This window comes from Sphingopyxis selenitireducens (assembly GCF_051550705.1).
GTDB lineage: Bacteria > Pseudomonadota > Alphaproteobacteria > Sphingomonadales > Sphingomonadaceae > Sphingopyxis.
Genome location: NZ_JBPULG010000003.1, coordinates 165,044 through 182,576, shown reverse-complemented (window position 1 = coordinate 182,576; position 17,533 = coordinate 165,044). Strand labels below are relative to the sequence as shown.

Below are 17,533 nucleotides of genomic sequence, written 5' to 3'. Positions count from 1 at the left end.
GGCCCCCGCCTTCGCGGGGGCGACGATATGGAACCGCCTATCCGCCGTCAGTTGGTCCAGTAAACATAATCCTGCCCATCCTTCCACGGCGTGTTGAGCGGCACGTCGATCCGCACCGGCGCCTCGATCAGCCCCGGCCAGATCGGCTTGGCCATATCCTTGTTCTGCGCCACCAGCATCGCGCGCAGCTGCGCGACGCGCTGCGGATCGCTCGCCGCCAGATCATGTTTCTCGGTCGGATCGACCGCCAGATTATAGAGGCGCGCCTGTTCGGGACGCTTTGTCACCTGCAATTTCCAGTCGCCCGCGCGCACCGCGCGATAATCGCCCGACCGCCAGTAAAGCGCCTCGCGCTTCGCCGGACCGGCCAGGATATTCTCGCTGTCTATCGTCCGGTCGCCCGGCACCGCCGCGCCTGCTGCCCCCGCGATCGTCGCGAACAGATCGATGTGCCCCGTCGTGTCGGCGCGGCTTGTCCCCGGCGCAATCTTCGCCGGCCAGCGCATGAAAAAGGGGGTGCGAATGCCGCCCTCGAAAAAGGTCGCCTTCCAGCCGCGATAGGGCGCGTTCAGATTTTCGATCCCATTGTACCAGGCGCCGCCATTGTCGCTGGTGAAGATGACGAGCGTATTGTCGTCGATCCCCAGCGCCTTCAGCTTCGCCATCACATCGCCGATCCGCCGGTCGAGCTGCGCGATCATCGCGCCATAGACGCGGGTCTTGTGATCCTTGATCTGCGGCAGGCGGTCATAATCTTCTCTGGTCGCCTGCAGCGGCGTGTGCGGTGCGTTGAAGGCCAGATACATGAAAAAAGGGCGGTTCCGGTTCGCCTCGATCGCCGCCATCGCCTGCTCGGCGAAATAGTCGGTCATATGCCCCTTCGGCTGAAACCGCTTGCTGCCGTTAAACGTCACCGCGTGGCGCAGATTGGCCCAGATAAAATGGTCGATGCGGTCCCACGGCAGCTTGGCATTGACGGCATCGGGATCGTCCTCCGCCATGAACATCGCCGCGCCGCCCAGCACCGCAAGGCTTTCGTCAAAGCCCTGCGCCTGCGGCTGCAGCGCCGGGGCCTCACCCAGATGCCATTTGCCGATATGCAGCGTGTGATAGCCCGCCGCCTTCACCGCCTCGGCGATCGTCACCTCGCTGGCGGGAACCCCCATCTCGGGATAATCGGGAATATCGGGCGTGATCAGGTCGCCGTGAAACACCGGCTTCAGCGGCCCCGTCCCCTCGCCATGCGCCATATTCTCCGCGAACTGAACCGGCACCGCGGTAAATTCAAACCCGAAGCGCGTCGGATAGCGTCCGGTCATCATCGCGGCGCGCGACGGCGAACAGGTGGCATTGGCGGCATAGGCGGTGGTGAAATTCAGCCCCTGCCGCGCCAGCGCGTCGATATTCGGGGTCTGGACGATCCCGCCCGCAACCCCGCCGCCGTTCAGGCTGATGTCGTTGAAGCCCAGATCGTCGGCGACGATCAGGATGATGTTCGGCGGGCGGGTGCTTCCGGGCGGCCCCGCGGGCGCCTGCGCCGGCCCCTGCTGCCATACGACCGGGCGATTGTCCTGCACCGGGTCGCGCCAGTCCTGAAGCAGCCCGGGCAGACGATATTTATTCGCCTCAAAGGCCCAATATCCGCCCGCTGCCAGCGCCGCGACCACGCCCAGCGCCACCCACCGCTTTTTCATACCCCACCCATTTCCTTATCGTCGATATTATGGCACTATGTGTGTCATTATATTCCGTCGCGCGCAACCGGCTTTGGCGTGGCCCATTGACCCCGGCGGCAAACAGGGCCAGCGGGGGACATATGACGACGGGAGAGCAAAAGACGATCAAGCCCAAGGCCGCATCGGCGCGGGTCGACGGCCGGCGCGAACGCAGCCGGTCGAGCCACCGCCGCATCGTCGAGGCAATGATGGAGCTGATCGCGGGCGGCGACCTGATGCCCAGCGCGGCGCGGGTGGCCGAAGAGGCCGGCATTGGCCTGCGCACCGTGTTTCGCCATTTCGACGATATGGATTCGCTCTATGGCGAGATATCCGCGACGATCGCCGAGCGCGTGCTGCCGATCGTCACCGCCCCCTATGAAGGCGACGACTGGCGCGCCAACATCCGCGAACTCGCCCGGCGGCGCGTCAGGGTGTTCGAAACCATGCTGCCCTTTCGCCTCGCCGCCAATATCAAACGCTATCAGTCGCCCTTTCTGATGGGCCAATATGGTCAGGTCGTGACGATCGAGCGCGAACTGGTGCTGCGCCTGCTCCCCGGCCACATCCTGACCCAGCGCATCACCGCCGAGGCGCTGTGCGCCGCGCTGTCGTTCCAGAACTGGCGCGCGCTGCGCCACGACCAGAGCCTGTCGTCGGAAGAGGCCGGCACCGTGACCGCGCATATGGTCGAAGCGCTGATCGCCTCCCTCCCCGCCGACGCGTGATCGCCCGGGCGGCGTGGGCATATTCGGATGGCGGGCAACGACCGGTTGCGGACGTTCATTTCGACCGATAAGTCTTCAAGATGACCTTGTCTCCAGGACCCAATTGGCAACGCGATTTGTGGATATCACCATACTGGCTGCGGTTTGAGCTTGATGATGGCGAGCATGCTGGGAGGTATGTGACCAAGTTCACAACGAGTTACGACCGAGCCCGTAAACTAGCACGCATGGCGCTACCTTCCGAGATCGTCGTCGGCATCATCGCGGCCTTTCCCGACCCAAGCATGGAATTGAACGCTGATTGGCTCGGTTGGACGACTGGGACCGGGTTTGAACACCTCGCTCAATTGGGCGTCTCGACAGATTCCGCCTTTGCCGAGTGGGGAGGCTTTTGGTGGCCTGACGACGAAGGTGATCCGGAAGCGGAGCCTTGGATCCAACGTGCTGTTTGCCTGACTTGGGAGCAAGTCGATGTTCTACTGTGGAATCAGATCGCGCAGGATTTAGGAATAGCGCCACGAGCGCCAGTGTTCGCGAAGTTCGTCGATCTGGCACAAGGAATATGCGTCAATGCCTATGACGACCGGGGAATGGACGTCACCTCTCTCACCAAGAAGCCGCTGGAAGAGCTATACTCGCAATGTAGCAGTTGGCTGCTCGACTATGACCGAGGCAGAATGGCGGCAGTGTTTGAGAGCTAGCGGGACGGCAGCCCCCCCCCGAAGCAGCCTATCTGACAAATATGTATTTGTTCACGCCGCTCGAGCCCGCCGCCGCCGCCGAAGCCCCCAAACAAGCCCCGACACCAGCACCAAAACCCCGCCAACCCACAGCCCGAGCTTGATCAGACGCTTCTTCCCCTGCTTCTCAAAGGCATAAGCGTTGATCTGTTCGTCGGCGGTATAACCCGCGGGCATGTCGAGCACGCCGTTCGCTTTCGCATAGGCCCGATAATCCGCCTGCATCGCCGCAAAACGATCGGGCATCGCTGCCGACAGGTCGCGCGTTTCGCCGGGATCGCGGCGGATATCGAACAGCCGCCACTTCCCGTCGCCCGTCGGCGCGAGGTTGCGGACCAGCTTGTAATCGCCGCGGAACAGCGCGGCATTGCCCGATAATTCATATCCGATCGGCGCGTCGCCATGGACGCTGCCCTCGGCGCCGCCCAGCATCGGCGCGAGGCTGCGTCCCGCGACCGGCTCGACCCGGCGCCCCTGCCATGTTCCGCCATGGCCGGGCACCCCGGCGAGTTCGATCAGCGTCGGCAACAGGTCGGTGACATGCGCAAAACCGGGGCTGATCGCGCCGGTGCGGATCTTCGCGCTGCCCGGCCATGCGATGATCAGCGGAACGCGCAGCCCGCCTTCGGTCGCGCTGAATTTATACCCCGACAACGGCGACACCGCGGCGCTCGCCCAGCCCGGACCGATCGCGCTGAAACTGCCGCGCCGGCCGATATTTGCGGTCGCAAGGTCATATTGCATGCCCAGGAACAGGCGATTGCGCAGGCTGTGAAACGGGTTGGTCGGCTCGGCGCCATTATCCGAAAGAAAGACGAAGATCGTATTTTCATAATCGCCGCTGGCTTTCAGCCGCGCGACGAGCCGCCCGATCTCGCGGTCCATTGCGGTCGCCATGCCGCCATAGGCCTGCATCACGCGCACCGCCGCCGCGCGCTCTTCGGCATCCAGCTTTTTCCAGTCGGGGGTCGTCGGCATCGTGACGATCGCCGTGCCCGCGGGCATGATGCCGAGCGCCGCCGCGCGTTTCGCCCGCGCTTCGCGCAGCGCTGTCCAGCCGTCCTTGTACATCGCCGAATAGCGCGCAATGTCGCTGTCGGGCGCCTGCACCGGGATATGGTTGGCGAGGAAGTTGATCGAGGCGAAGAAGGGTTTGCCGCTTTTCCGGTCAGCCTCGATATAATCGATCATCTTCTGCACGACGAAGCGCGACGAATAATAATCTTTGGGCAGCGTCGCGGGCTTGCCATTTTCGGTCCAGGCGGCGGTGTCGTACATCCCCTCGATCGGGCGTTGCTCGAAATTGTCGGCGCCCGCATCCGCCAGGCTGAAGGCGCGGTCGTAACCGCGCGCCTCGGGCAGCCGGGTCGGGTCGCTCCCCAAATGCCATTTCCCGGTCAGATAGGTGCGATAACCCGCCGCGCCGAGCAGTTCGGCGATCGTCACCACGCGGTGGTTCAACACCGTGTCGTAACCCGGCTTGCCGCGATGCGCGTCGGGGATGGTTTCGGGCATATTACCCAGCCCGGCGCGGTGATTCATCACCCCCGTCTGCAACATCGCGCGCGTCGGCGAGCAGGATCCCGAGACATGAAAGTTCGAAAAGCGCATCCCCGCATGCGCGAGCGCGTCGATATGCGGCGTCGCGATCTCGGACCCGAATGCGCCGACGTCGCTGAAGCCCCAATCATCGGCGAGCAGGATGACGATATTGGGGCGTGGCGGCGGCGCGGGCGTCCGCTGGGCCTGCACCGGCATCGCGGCGAGCAGCGCGCCGCTCATGATGATGGCAGCGCGCCCGGACCCGCCGACCAGCGGCCGGGCCATCCCCCGATTGAACAAGCGCACTGCCATCACTCCTCCCCCGAGGATATTGGCATTCCCTATGTCAATATATTCGCGAGGGCAAGAGGCTGACGCATCTATCGTTCGCGATAGTCAGGCGCGCGCTTCTCAAGGAAGGCGGTGAGCGCCTCCTTATAATCTTCGGTCGCCGACAAAATCACCTGCTGCCGGTCCTCGATCGCCATCGCCGCATCGAGGCTCTGCGCGTCGATGTTGAGGTTCAGCGCCTGCTTCGACAGGCGGAGGCCATAGGGGCTGGTCGCGAGCATTTCATCGGCGAGCGCAATCCCGCGGTCGAGCAGCGCATCCTCATCGACGATCTCGCTGATCAGCCCGGCACGCAGCGCGCGCTCGGCGTCGATGAAACGCCCGGTCAGTATCATCTCGGCGGCTAGGCTCGCGCCGACGAGGCGCGGCAGGAAATAACTCGACGCCATGTCGCATCCGCCCAGCCCGATGCGGATATAGGCGGCGTTGAGTTTCAGCGACGGCGCGCCATAGCGCACGTCGGACGCGAGCAGCAGCGACAGCCCGCCGCCGCACGCCGCGCCATGGCCCAGCGCGATGATCGGCTGCGGACAGGCGCGCATCTTGCGATAGATATTGCCGATGCGCGTCTGGGTACGCAGCGTGCGCAGCACCGGGGTTTCGTCGCTCGCCCGGTCCTCGCGAATGTCGAGCCCGGCGCAAAAGCCGCGGCCCGCGCCGCGCAGGATCACGACGCGAACCTCGGGACGGTCGGCCAGCCCGCCGAAATAGGCGTTAAGCTCGTCGACCAGCGCTTCGTTGAGCGCATTAAGACTGTCCGGCCGGTCGAGCGTCGCAATCTCGACCGCGCCGCGCGCTTCGATCCGCAGCGCCGCCGTCACAGCGACTGGCCGTCGTCGACGGTGATCACCGTGCCCGTCACCCCGCGCGCCGCGTCGGAACAGAGAAAGAGCAACGGCGCGTGAAGGTCGCTCGGCGGGCGCATCCGCTGGCGCGGGAAGGCAGCGATCATCTTGCGGCCCGCTTCGCTTTCGAACAGCGCGGCGGTCATTTCGGATTCGAAATAGCCCGGCTGGATCACATTGACGCTGATCCCGCGCCGCGCCCATTCGCGCGCCAGCGCCTTGCCGAGGTGGCGGACGGCCGCCTTGGTCGCGCCATAGACCGACGTCGCGGGGAAAATCTTCTCGGCGGTGATCGACCCGATGATGACGATGCGGCCATGTTCCTTTTCGCGGCTGCCCGCGGCGTCGAGCCGCTTCGCGCCCTCGGTCACGGTCAGGAACACCCCGCGCACATTGGCGGCGAGCAGGCTGTCGACCTCCTCGACCTCCAGCCCCAGCGCCATTTTCTCGGTCGCGACACCGGCGTTGGCGACGATCGTGTCGATCGTGCCGAATGCTGCCTCGGCGGCGTCATAGGCCGCTTTGGTCGAGGCGGCGTCGGTGACGTCCATGCTCACCGCGACGGCCTGTCCGCCGGCGGCTTCGATCTCGGCCACTTGCTCCGCCAGCTTGTCGGCACGGCGCGCGGCGAGCACCACCTTCGCCCCCGACGCGGCGAGGGCTTTCGCGAAACCCGCACCCAGCCCCGACGACGCGCCGGTCACGAGCGCAACGCGCCCCGTCAGATCGAATTTGGGTTGCTCGGCCATCTGTATCTCTCCTTCGCTGTTCGCCATGCCTTGGCGTCGATTGACGTTTACGTCAACCTGACATGCTGCGCCGGGGGACGGTACGGAAAGGGGTTGACGGCGGCACTTTGTTCTCTTAATGTTCTCATCGTGCACACACAACCTTTCCCCCGTTGCAGCTGCCAAGCGCAGCGGACGGGGGATAAAGGTTCCCGCCCCCCGGCATCGACTTGCGGAGCCCATTGATCGTCGCGGCAAACGGCGGCACAGATGGTCCGACCATAGGCGATGGGGAAAAGGGGCCTCCACATGACATCATCATACGGCGCCCCGATGGATCGGAGCTAAGCCCATGCACGGCGTCGAAGCATTTGAACTTGTTCTCGGGCTGCTGGTCCTTGTCATCGGCCTCCACTGGCTGGCGCTGAAGCTGCGCTGGCCGCCCGCGACGGCGCTGCTCGTCGGCGGCGGCGGGCTGGCCTTTGTTCCGGGATTGCCGGCGATCTCGCTCGATCCCGAACTCGCGCTCGTTCTCTTCCTGCCGCCCTTGCTGATGGACGGCGCCTATTACACCGCGCTCGGGCGCTTCCGCCGCCATCTGCCGGGCATCCTGTCGCTCGCCGTCGGCGCGGTGGTCTTCACCACGCTTGTCGTCGGGGTCGTCGTCCACTGGATCCTGCCCGAACTGCCCTGGGCGGCGTGCTTTGCGCTCGGCGCGATCGTCTCGCCGCCCGACGCCGTATCGGCCCGCGCGGTCCTGAAGGGCGTGCATCTGCCCCGCCGGCTCGAAGCCCTGCTCGAGGGCGAAAGTCTGCTCAACGACGCCACCGGGCTCATCCTGTTCCGCTTTGCCGTTGCGGCGACGCTCAGCGGGGTGTTCCATACGGGCGAAGCGGTGCAAAGCTTCGCCTTTGTCGCGGTCGGCGGCGTGATCGTCGGCGCCGCGGTCGCGGCCTTGTGGATCTTCCTCGCAAAGCGCTTTGGCGACCGGATGCTCGTCATGCTCAGCACGCTCCTGCTGTGCTGGGCCGCCTATCTCGCCGGTGAAGCCGTCCATGTTTCGGGCGTCATCGCGACTGTCACCGCCGGCCTCGCGATGGGCTGGTATCAGCATGTGATCCTTTCGGCCGACGTCCGCATCCGCGCCAATTCGGCGTGGCAGATCATGGTCTTCGTCCTCGAAGCGCTTGTTTTCATCCTGATCGGCTTTTCGCTGCGCGGCGCCCTCGAACGGATCGGGGGGATCGAGGCGATCCCAGCTTCGTGGGTCCAGGTCATCATCGCGGTCGTGCTCACCGTCACCGTCGCGCGCTTCGTCTGGATTTTCGCGTCGGAGGCCATCCTTGAACTCGCGCGCAAAGCGGGGCTGAAACGCGCCCGCCCGCTGGGATGGCGGCAGGCCACGGTCCTCGGCTGGGCCGGCATGCGCGGCGTCGTGACGCTGGCGGTTCCGCTGACCTTGCCCGTCGACATGCCCGGCCGCGACCTGATGCTGATCTGTGCCTTCGCGGTGATCTTCGCGACGGTGGTCGCGCAGGGGTCGAGCCTCGGCGCGCTCATCCGCAAAGTCCGGCCGGTCGACACCGACCCGCTCGCCAAAATGGCGATGCCCGCGGCAGAGGCAGCGATGGCGCGGGCGCGGATGGCGGTGATCGAGGAGCTGGCCTACGCCCCCGACGGGACGCTCATCCACCCGCAGATGCTCGAAGAACAGCGCAAGCGGATGCGTTTCATGGAGCGTTATGAAGAGGATGCCGCTGCCGCGATGGACAATCTGCGTCCGCATTTCGACATCCTGCTTCAGGCCATGGCGGCCGGCCGCGCAGAGCTGATCCGCATTCACCGCGCGGGATTGATCGAAGACGAAGTCCTCCACGAACTGGAACGCGACCTCGACGTCGAGGAATTGTCGATCACCTTTCAGCGCGGCGATTAGCGCCGCTCCCTTGGCCCAGGCCACCGGAGCGCGAGAATCGGTCTATCCCGAGTCATAGCCTGCGCGCGCCAGCCACCGCGAGTCCGCTCGGCCTGAAAGATCGCGATCGCGGGAAAACCTGCCCCCTTGCCGGCAAAATTGATGGCGATCGCGACATCTTTTGAAAATCCATGTTGAAACATGAATTTTGCTGAAAAACGCTTTGATTCACAGAGTTGTCACCTTCATCTGCCCTATGCGACGATGCAAAAATTTTCTATTGTTGAAAATTATCTCGCCATTTAGGTTGATTTTTCCAAAAAATCCGACTTTATGGAAATTGGCAAACGCGAGAAGGCATATGCCTCGCGGCTGAAAATATAAGCGAGCATGGGCCGCAAGGTTTGCCGTCCATTGGCAAAGGGGATAATTATGAGGATCAACCAATCCTGCTGGTACGCCGGCACTGCACTTTCCATGCTGGTCGGGATGAGCCCCGCCTATGCCCAGTCCGCGGACGCTGCCGCCGAGGTCGCCTCGAACGACGAAATCATCGTCACCGGCTCGCGCATTCAGCGCTCGGGCTTCGACGCCCCGACCCCGACGACGGTCATCGGCGAAGCCGAAATCGCGCTGGGCAACCGCCCCAGCATCGCACAGGTCCTCAACGATACCCCCCAGTTCCGCCCCACCTCATCCCCGACGACCAACGCCGGCGGCACCAACAGCGGCATTTCGACCGCCGACATGCGCGGGCTCGGCGCAGCACGCACCCTCACCCTGCTGAACGGACACCGCTTCTCGGGCTCCCAGGATCTCAACACGGTGCCGCAGAGCCTCGTCAAGCGCATCGACGTCGTCACCGGCGGCGCCTCCGCTGCGTGGGGCTCGGGCGCCGTTGCCGGCGTCGTCAACATCATCCTCGACGATGATTTCACCGGCTGGCGCATGGGCGTCCAGACCGGCATCTCGTCGCGCGGCGACGGCGCACGCTATGGCGCCGATATCGCATGGGGCACCGATTTTGCCGGCGGCCGCGGCCACTTCATGGTTGCGGGCGACTATATGGACGAACGCGGCATCCTCAGCCGCAAGGGGCGCCCCAACCTCGAAGCCGGCCTGTTCGCGCACCCGACCGAGGGCCTGAAGATCGTCAACGATCCCAATATGACGCAGGTCTATAATGGCGGAGCGATTCTCAACGGCAGCCTCGCCCCTTCCGGACTCGCATTCAATCCCGACGGGACCATCAGCCGCTTCCCCTTCGGCAGCGTCACCAGCGGCGGCACGACCGTCGGCGGCGGCGGCCAGCACACTTATGATTATGTCGCTGTCAGCGCTCCCTACAAGCGCATCAACGGCTTCGCGCGCGCCAGCTACGACCTGACCGACTCGCTCAAGGTCTGGGCCCAGTTCAGCTTCCACCGCATGACCGGAAACTACGGCCTCTTCCCCGAGACGGCGGCCGATCTCAGCACCGTCATCATGCCCGACAATGCGTTCCTTACCCAGCAGAACCGCGACCAGCTCGCCGCGGCGGGAATCAACGGCGCATTCATTCTCGGTCGTTTTCTCGACGATGTCGGCCCCGACAGGATGCTGTCGCTCAAATATAACCGGCGCAATCTGGAAGGCGCGATCGGCCTTGAAGGCACCTTCGGCGACGGCTGGAAATATAATGCCTATTATGATCACGGCGAAATCCGGATCAGCCAGCGGGTCAAGAACCAGCGGATCAAGGCGAACTTCGCCAAGGGCGTCGATTCGGTGCTGGTCGGCAATACCCCGACCTGCCGCGTCAATGCCGATGCCGACACGACCAACGACGACCCCAATTGCGTGCCGATCAACCTCCTTGGCAATGGCAATATCTCGGATGACGCAGCAGCCTGGGCCTTTGGCGGCGCACACCTGATCGCCACCATCAAGCTCGATGCGGCGGGCGCCAGCGTATCGGGTCAGCCCTTCGCAACATGGGCGGGACCTGTCGACATCGCGGTCGGCACCGACGTGCGCTGGGAAAAGCAGGTCACCAACTATGTCGATCCGCTGTCCAAGGCCAATGCACTCAGTGTTCTCAACTCATCCGCGACCAATGGCGGCTTCAACGTCAAGGAAGTCTTCGCCGAAGTAAACGTACCGCTTATCGATGCCGAAGACGTGGCGCGTCTCGAAATCAACGGCGCCGCCCGCTATTCGGATTACAGCACCAGCGGCGGCATCTGGTCGTGGAAAACCGGCGGCACCCTGCGCCTCGTCAACGACCTGCTGCTGCGTGCCGTCTATTCGCGCGACATTCGCTCGCCCAGCATCGCCGAATATTTCACCACCCGCTCGGTCGGCATCGGCACCGTTGTCGATCTCTACCGGGGCAATGATGTTGTTCAGAGCGGCGTGACGGTCTTTGGCGGCGGCAACAAGAATCTGACCCCCGAAATCTCCCACACACTGACGCTGGGGGGATCCTATTCGCCGCACTACATCCCGGGCTTCCGCCTGTCGGTCGATTATTATGATATCGATATCGACAATGTCATCACGTCGGTCTCTGCGCAGGCGCTGATTGCGCAATGCGTTGCCAGCAAGCCGAGCGATCGGACGTGCGGCGGCGTCATCGTTCGCAAGCCCAACGGCGAAATCGAATCGATGACCAATCCCGTCCGTAACCTTGCCAATTACAACACGCAGGGCCTCGACATCGAAGCATCGTACCGGATGGCGCTGGGCGACGGAAATCTCAGCTTCCGCGCGCTGGCGAACCACGTCTTCCACCTGAAGGTCGATGGCATCGATGTTGCGGGTGTGGTCGGCGGCGAAACCGCCTTCTCGACCCCGAAATGGCGCGGCAGTGCGACGGTGGCATTCGACAACGCCGACTTCGGTGCCAATGTGCGCGTTCGGTACGTCGACGGCGGCCTCTACAATACCCGGCCATCGCCCGCACCGGTGAACAACCGCAACGGCAGCCGCACCTACGTCGATCTGGGGCTGCAGTTCAAGGCGGGTGCCTTCACCCTGTTCGGCAACGTCAACAATCTGTTCGACGTCGATCCGCCGCTGACGCCCTTCGTCACCCCGAACTACGACGTCATCGGGCGCTATGTTTCGGGCGGCGTGAAGCTCAACTTCTAAACCTCACACAGAGGTAGTCCCGGGGGCGGCGGTATCGACGATACCGCCGCCCCTTTTCGTATCAGGCCTTCCGACCAAAGGCCGCATTGAAGGCGGGAAGCGGACCTTAAATCCCCCCATGGCGTCGCCACAGGGAGGATCATAGCATTCCACCCGGTCGATCCAGCCCCTCGTCATCCCGGGCTTGACCCGGGACCCGCCTTCCTCCCGCTCGACCTGCAAAGACAAGGCAGGCCCCGGGTCAAGCCCGGGGTGACGGAAATTGGACGACAGCAACCGGCCGTCACCAAACACCCCCCGCCCCGTTCGTGTCGAGCGAAGTCGAGACACCCGTCGGCACAACACCAAACCCCAAGGCTCAAAACCAAAAAACCGCTTTCCTACAATTTCACCCATATGGTTCATTATGAAAGTTTTGGACAACCAAAAGGATGAGATCATGGAAAGCGACACCCTCCACCCCACCGACATCCCCGCCCCCGGTAGCTACCGCTGGACGCCCGCGCTCCAGCGCGAATTCCTCACCCATCTTGCGATCAACGGCTCGGTCAAGATCGCCGCCGCCATGGTCTGCATGTCGCCCAGCGCCGCCTATCAGCTCCAGCAGCGTCCCGAAGGCGCCGCCTTCCGCCTCGGCTGGGCGGCGGCGATCCTGATCGCGCGCGGGCGGCTTGCCGACGAACTGCTCGACCGCGCGATCTGGGGCGTCGAGGAGACGAGCGAACGCGACGCCAATGATCATCATCATTACACCAAGCGCCGCCGCCATATCCCCAGCCTCGGCCTCGCAATGCTCGCGCGCCTCGACAAGATGGTCGAGACCCGCGCCCGCGCGGGCGAAGCGATGCTGGCGCAGATTATCGCCGGCGACTGGCCGGGCTTCCTCTCGCTGTTCGACATCGATGCCGACAATCCCGACGCTGAGGGGCATGGCGCCGCCCTCGCCTGCTGGCTTGCGGCACGCGACAGCCGCGCCAATCCGCTCGCCACCCTCTGGAAAGACACCCCGATCGCGAATGAAGTTGCGCAGTTTTCGGGCGATCCGGACGCGGAGCCCGAGGCCGATCCGACCCCGAAGGAAGAAGCCGCGGCGATGACGATGTGGCGCGATTATGAAAGCCGCCAGTGGCGCACCAATTTCCCGCCGCCGGAGGATTATGTCGGCCTCGAGGAAGGCGAATTCGGCGACGCCCATTACTCACGCACCCTCGACGTCGACGAGGAAGTCGCCTTCGAAGCCCGCCGCACCGCCGCCTTCGCGCCGCTGCGTCAGGCCGGCGAAGCCGCGCGCCGTGCCTTTTTCGGCCTTCATGTGGCAGCGAATGATCGCAACGACTGTGAAGGAGAGGGTTCGCGCGGAGACGCGGAGACGCGGAGCGAGGAAAAGGAGCGCCGTCAGGCGCCCTAGCCCCGATCCCGAAAGCCGCTCTTAAAGCTGCACATGAGAACCCATGGCGGGGCGCCCCTCGGCGTTAACCCTCCGCGCCTCCGCGTCTCCGCGTCTCCGCGTCTCCGCGCGAATTATATTGGGCCTGTCGTCCGCCGACCGTCAGTCGCCCTTCGCACCCCAGGTCGGATCGACCCGCCGCACCGCTCCGTCGAGCGAGCGAAGCAGCCCCGCTGCCGCCAGCGCGATCAGGCCGAGCATCGCAAAGAAGGACGCTTGATCCATATGACTCCATAGCATCCCGACGAGGCCCGCCGACAGGCTGCCGGTAAAGATCGCCAGATACCATGCCGCAACCGTCGTCGCGCCAAGCCGCGGCGGCGCGAGCCGGGCGAAGAGGCCCAGCCCCGTCGGCAGAACCAACAGCTCGCCAAAGGTGAAAATGGCAAAGAACATCGCGAACCACAGCCACGGCGTCTTGGCGTCGCCGCTGCCCCATTCGACGGCGGCGAGCAGCATATAGGCGCAGGCGACGACGACGGCGCCCAGCGCCATGCGGCGTGCCGGCGCGGTGTCTTTCCCCGCGTCGGCGCGGCGGTGCCAGTAAGCGAGCAACGGCGGGGTCATCAGCATGACGAGCAGCGGGTTGAGCGACTGGAACCAGGTCATCGGGATGGTGAAGGCACCGATGGTGCGATCGATCCCGGTATCGGCCCACAGCGCGACCGTATTGCCGACCTGCTCATAAGCGCCGCGGAACACGGTGACCGACAGCGCGACCGCCAGCAGCACCATGAACGTGCCCTTGTGATCGGCCCAGCGCATCGGCGGCATGTCCGCCGTCGGCTCGCGTGGCGGTTCGGGCGGCAGGTAACGCTGTCCCCAGACATAGATGATCAGTCCGGCGAACATGCCGATCCCGGCGGCGCCGAAACCATAATGCCATCCGTACAGCTCACCCAAAGTGCCGCAAATCAGCGGCGCCAGGAAACCGCCGATGTTGATGCCGACATAATAGACATTATAGGCCCAGCCGCGCCGCGGATCGCCCGCCTTGTACAGGTCGTTGATCTGGCTGGGCAGGCTGGGGAGGAAAAGCCCGTTGCCAAGCGCGATCGTTCCGAGCGCGAAGTAGAACATCGGCTCGAACGCCATCATGAAATGGCCGATCGCCATGATGGTGGCGCCCAGCACGACCGCGCGCCGCTTTCCGAGCAGCCGGTCGGCGATCACGCCGCCGACGATCGGGGTAAAATAGGCGCAGGCGGTATAGGCGCCATAGACGAAGCTGCTGTGACCCTGCGTCATCAGCAGCTCTTTGGTCATATAATAGACCAGCAGCGCGCGCATCCCGTAGTAGGAGAATTGCTCCCACATATTGGTCAGGAACAGCACGGTCAGCCCGCGCGGCTGCCCGAACCAGGTGGGCTCGCTCGCTTGGCCGGTCATGCGGTGGCCACCGCCCGCGCGCCCCAGACCGCTTCGTCGCACCAGATGGTGCCGTCCTTATATACCACGCCCGGCGTCCGGTCCTGCTTCAGGAAGGTCGGTCCGTCGAGGTCGACCAGATCGCAAAGCTGCCCGACAACAAAGCCCGGCGCGGCGCCAAGGCTGCTGCACACCATGCATCCGACCATCACGTCCAGCCCGGCTTCGCGCGACGCGGCAGCGATCATCAGCGCCTCGGTCAGCCCGCCGCATTTGTCGAGCTTGATGTTGAAGACGTCGAAGCGGCCCTTCAGCCCCGCGACATCGTCCAGCGTCAGCGCGCTTTCGTCGGCCGCCAGCGGAATGGGTGCGTCATAACCGTCGAGATCGGCCTCGCGTCCGCGCGCCAGCGGCTGCTCGATCAGCGAGACGTCAGCCGCGACCATCGCCGCGACGAGCCCGTCGAGGTCGCCGATCACAAAGCCCTGATTGGCGTCGACGCCCAGCCATACATCGGGCCGCGCCGCACGGATCGCATTCACCCGCGCGACATCGAGGTCAAGGTCGCCGGTCAGCTTGATCTTGATCGACAGCGCCTGACGATAGGCGGCGGCTTCCGCCGCCATCTTAGCGGGCTCGTCTGCCCCGACCGTGAAGGTCGTGCGCAGCGGGCGCGGGGCGTCGAGCCCCGCGAGCGCCCACACCGGCTTGCCCGACTGTTTCGATTCCAGCTCCCACAAGGCCGCATCGACGGCGTTGCGTGCCCCGCCCGCGGGCAGGATCGACCGCAGCTCGGCGCGCGAAGGGCCGGCCTCGATCGCGTCGCGGGCGCGGTCCAGATCGGCGAGCATATGGGCGAGGTCGTCGCCGATATAATAGACGCCCGTCGCCTCGCCCCGCCCGACATGGGTGCCGTCGTCGAGGGTGACGATGACCGCATCGCGCCCGTCAAAGACATGGCCCGAAATACGAAAGGGAGCGGCAAGGCGGAGCGTCTCGACCGAGACGCCCAGTTTCAAACGTGACATCAGTAATTCACCGTCATCGAAATAAGGCCAAAGGTCCATGCGACATAGAAGGTCAGCAGGACCGCGAGCAGGACGAGCGTCGCCCAGAGCGTGCGGAACCAGCCGCGCTTTTCCCGGGTCACGTCCCGCAGGTTGAGCGCCGCCAGAACGGTGCCGCCGACCAGAATGACCAGCCCGGCGATCTGCAGGAACCACAGCCACGGATCATAGGAAGGCAGCGCCTTCAGCGTCGACAGGCTGACCGCCCATGCGGCGACCAGTGCCACCACCAGCCCCGACGCAGCACGAACCCCGCGATAGACCCGCAGCGAACGGCGCGAAAGCGTCAGCGGCGCCTTGTAATGACGGCGGATCAGCGCCGACACCGGCCACTGCAGCAAGGTGATCAAAAGGACGCCAAGGCCGACATACATCGCGGGCAAAATCCATGCGGAGGATTTCGACGCCGGGGCGCGATCGAACACCATGAAGGGCGATATGCCGTCGATGCTCCAGCGCACGACTTTGCCATCGACGACCTTTGCAGAAAGCCGTCCATGGCCGTCGGCATTGTGCCAGACGAAGGGCGAGGTCTCGACCCATTTCGCAGGCTTGCCGCTGAGGTCGCGGCCGGCCGGAACGATCAGTTCACCCTTGGCATTGACGCCGATCTTCACCTGACCGAACAGCGAAGCGAGCGCATAGAAGTTCGTCTCCGCGCGGCGGCTGTTCAGCCAGTTCCCGACCAGCATCTTCGCATGTTCCACCGAGGTCTTCGCATCGACGCGGGTGTCCGGCATTTCCTTGCCCGGAAAATAGCGATCGGCGAAATCTTCGAACAGGACGCGGCGCACCGGCCCGACCGAGGCCTTCTCGCCCGTCGCGTTGAACGACATGTAAATGCCGACATTTTCTTTCATGAACAGGTGGAGCGCGGTGTGGAACGCCTGCGTGTCCCCCAGATGCCCGATCACCTGACGGCCGTTGATGTTGGTTTCAAAGAAGCCCAGCTCCATCCGGTTGAGCGGCGGCAGGATGGTCAGCGGCGTATCGTGCATCGTCCGCGCAGTTTCGGGCTTCATCAGACCCGCGCCCTGATTGAGATGCGAAATCATGAATTTGCCCATGTCGGCGCCGGTCGAAGACAGGCCGCCCGCGGGCGAAGGACCGACAATCTCGAACTTGTACGGCCCGGTCGAAAGCTGGCGATATCCGGTCGCCATCCACGGCGCGAAAGCCCCCGGCAGCGGCTGGCGGAAGGTCGATTGCGCCATGCCGAGCGGCTGGAAAATCCGCTGCTCGACATAATCGTCGAAGGACATCTTCGAAACGCGCTCGACGATATAACCCGCCAGCGCGGTGCCATAGTTCGAATAGGACGGCGTCGATCCCGCAGCGTAAATGCGCGAGGGAATACCGCCCTTCACCAGATCGCCCAGCGAAATCTGGAATTTCGGATTGTCGAACATGGTCAGCTTGCCATGCTCCTCAAACCCCGACGTATGCGTCATCAACTGGCGCATCGTGACCGGCTTGCCGTCCTTCAGCGGGATTTTGAAATCGAGGTAGGTGTTGACGTCGGCGTCGAGGTCGATCTTCCCAGCCTCGACCTGCTGCATCACCGCAGTCCAGGTGAACAGCTTCGACACCGATCCGGGACGGAAGAGCGTGCGCGCGGGGTCGACCGGCGTGCGCTTCGCCGCATCGGCATAGCCAAAGCCGCGCTGCGTCAGAACCTGCCCGTCCTTGACGACCACCACCACGGCGCCGGCCAGATCCCCCCTCCGCAGTGCGAAGGGCATCATGCCGTCGAGCCAGGTATCGACGTCCTGTTTCGTCAGCGAGGCCGGGGCGGGAAAGACCGAGGGAGCAACACTCGACGCACTCGGCGCCGCAGCGGGCACCGGCGGAGCAGAAGGCTTCGATGCGGCGGTCCCGACCACCAGAGCCAGCGGCAACAGCGCGAACAGCTTGAACTTTCGCATCCCAATTCCCCTTAGTTTCAAAGCATCGGC

Annotated in this window: 12 protein-coding genes; 5 read left to right on the top strand and 7 right to left on the bottom strand. The window is 64.3% G+C overall.

Annotated features, from left to right (window positions below; translation table 11 throughout):
- Positions 1-47 precede the first annotated feature (47 nt).
- Entirely contained in the window at positions 48-1,694 is a 1,647-nt protein-coding gene (locus ACSYDV_RS10915; RefSeq protein ID WP_438323839.1) for a sulfatase-like hydrolase/transferase, read from the bottom strand.
- Positions 1,695-1,816: 122 nt separating this feature from the next.
- On the opposite strand from ACSYDV_RS10915, the gene ACSYDV_RS10910 reads away from it, so the two are divergent.
- Together ACSYDV_RS10910 and ACSYDV_RS10905 are read left to right on the top strand one after the other, a co-directional pair.
- Positions 1,817-2,443: a TetR/AcrR family transcriptional regulator gene (locus ACSYDV_RS10910; RefSeq protein WP_438323838.1), complete on the top strand. Its 627-nt coding sequence runs from the start codon at positions 1,817-1,819 to the stop codon at positions 2,441-2,443.
- Between the two features lie 80 nt (positions 2,444-2,523).
- On the top strand, positions 2,524-3,144 hold the full coding sequence (locus ACSYDV_RS10905; protein WP_438323837.1) for a DUF3885 domain-containing protein: 621 nt from the start codon (positions 2,524-2,526) through the stop codon (positions 3,142-3,144).
- Between the two features lie 51 nt (positions 3,145-3,195).
- Here the strand turns inward: ACSYDV_RS10905 and ACSYDV_RS10900 are convergent, their stop codons facing one another.
- The 3 genes from ACSYDV_RS10900 to ACSYDV_RS10890 form a co-directional block, all read right to left on the bottom strand.
- Entirely contained in the window at positions 3,196-5,037 is a 1,842-nt protein-coding gene (locus tag ACSYDV_RS10900; protein WP_438323836.1) for an arylsulfatase, read from the bottom strand.
- 68 nt (positions 5,038-5,105) lie between these two features.
- Positions 5,106-5,897, bottom strand: a complete 792-nt coding sequence (locus tag ACSYDV_RS10895) for an enoyl-CoA hydratase/isomerase family protein (protein ID WP_438323835.1) — start codon at positions 5,895-5,897, stop codon at positions 5,106-5,108.
- Complete coding sequence (locus tag ACSYDV_RS10890) at positions 5,894-6,670, bottom strand: SDR family NAD(P)-dependent oxidoreductase (RefSeq protein ID WP_438323834.1); 777 nt, start codon at positions 6,668-6,670, stop codon at positions 5,894-5,896. The genes ACSYDV_RS10895 and ACSYDV_RS10890 overlap by 4 nt, the downstream gene beginning before the upstream one ends.
- A gap of 331 nt (positions 6,671-7,001) precedes the next feature.
- Here ACSYDV_RS10890 and ACSYDV_RS10885 point away from each other — a divergent pair, with 331 nt between their 5' ends.
- From ACSYDV_RS10885 to ACSYDV_RS10875, 3 genes are all read left to right on the top strand, one after another.
- A complete protein-coding gene (locus ACSYDV_RS10885) occupies positions 7,002-8,585 on the top strand; it encodes a Na+/H+ antiporter (RefSeq protein ID WP_438323833.1) in 1,584 nt (527 codons plus the stop codon).
- Positions 8,586-8,996: 411 nt separating this feature from the next.
- Entirely contained in the window at positions 8,997-11,696 is a 2,700-nt protein-coding gene (locus ACSYDV_RS10880) for a TonB-dependent receptor plug domain-containing protein (RefSeq protein ID WP_438323832.1), read from the top strand.
- Between the two features lie 439 nt (positions 11,697-12,135).
- On the top strand, positions 12,136-13,104 hold the full coding sequence (locus ACSYDV_RS10875; protein ID WP_438323831.1) for a hypothetical protein: 969 nt from the start codon (positions 12,136-12,138) through the stop codon (positions 13,102-13,104).
- Between the two features lie 141 nt (positions 13,105-13,245).
- Here ACSYDV_RS10875 and ACSYDV_RS10870 read toward each other — a convergent pair whose 3' ends face one another.
- Genes ACSYDV_RS10870 through ACSYDV_RS10860 form a run of 3 tightly spaced genes read right to left on the bottom strand, consistent with a single transcriptional unit; the run spans position 13,246 to position 17,503 of the window.
- Positions 13,246-14,532 (bottom strand): peptide MFS transporter, encoded by a 1,287-nt coding sequence (locus tag ACSYDV_RS10870; RefSeq protein ID WP_438323830.1) that lies wholly within the window; start codon positions 14,530-14,532, stop codon positions 13,246-13,248.
- On the bottom strand, positions 14,529-15,539 hold the full coding sequence (locus ACSYDV_RS10865) for a dipeptide epimerase (protein ID WP_438323829.1): 1,011 nt from the start codon (positions 15,537-15,539) through the stop codon (positions 14,529-14,531). Before ACSYDV_RS10865 ends, ACSYDV_RS10870 begins: the two co-directional genes overlap by 4 nt.
- Positions 15,539-17,503 carry a serine hydrolase domain-containing protein gene (locus ACSYDV_RS10860; protein ID WP_438323828.1) on the bottom strand — a complete coding sequence of 655 codons (1,965 nt, stop codon included), beginning with the start codon at positions 17,501-17,503 and terminating at the stop codon, positions 15,539-15,541. Before ACSYDV_RS10860 ends, ACSYDV_RS10865 begins: the two co-directional genes overlap by 1 nt.
- Between the last annotated feature and the right edge of the window lie 30 nt (positions 17,504-17,533).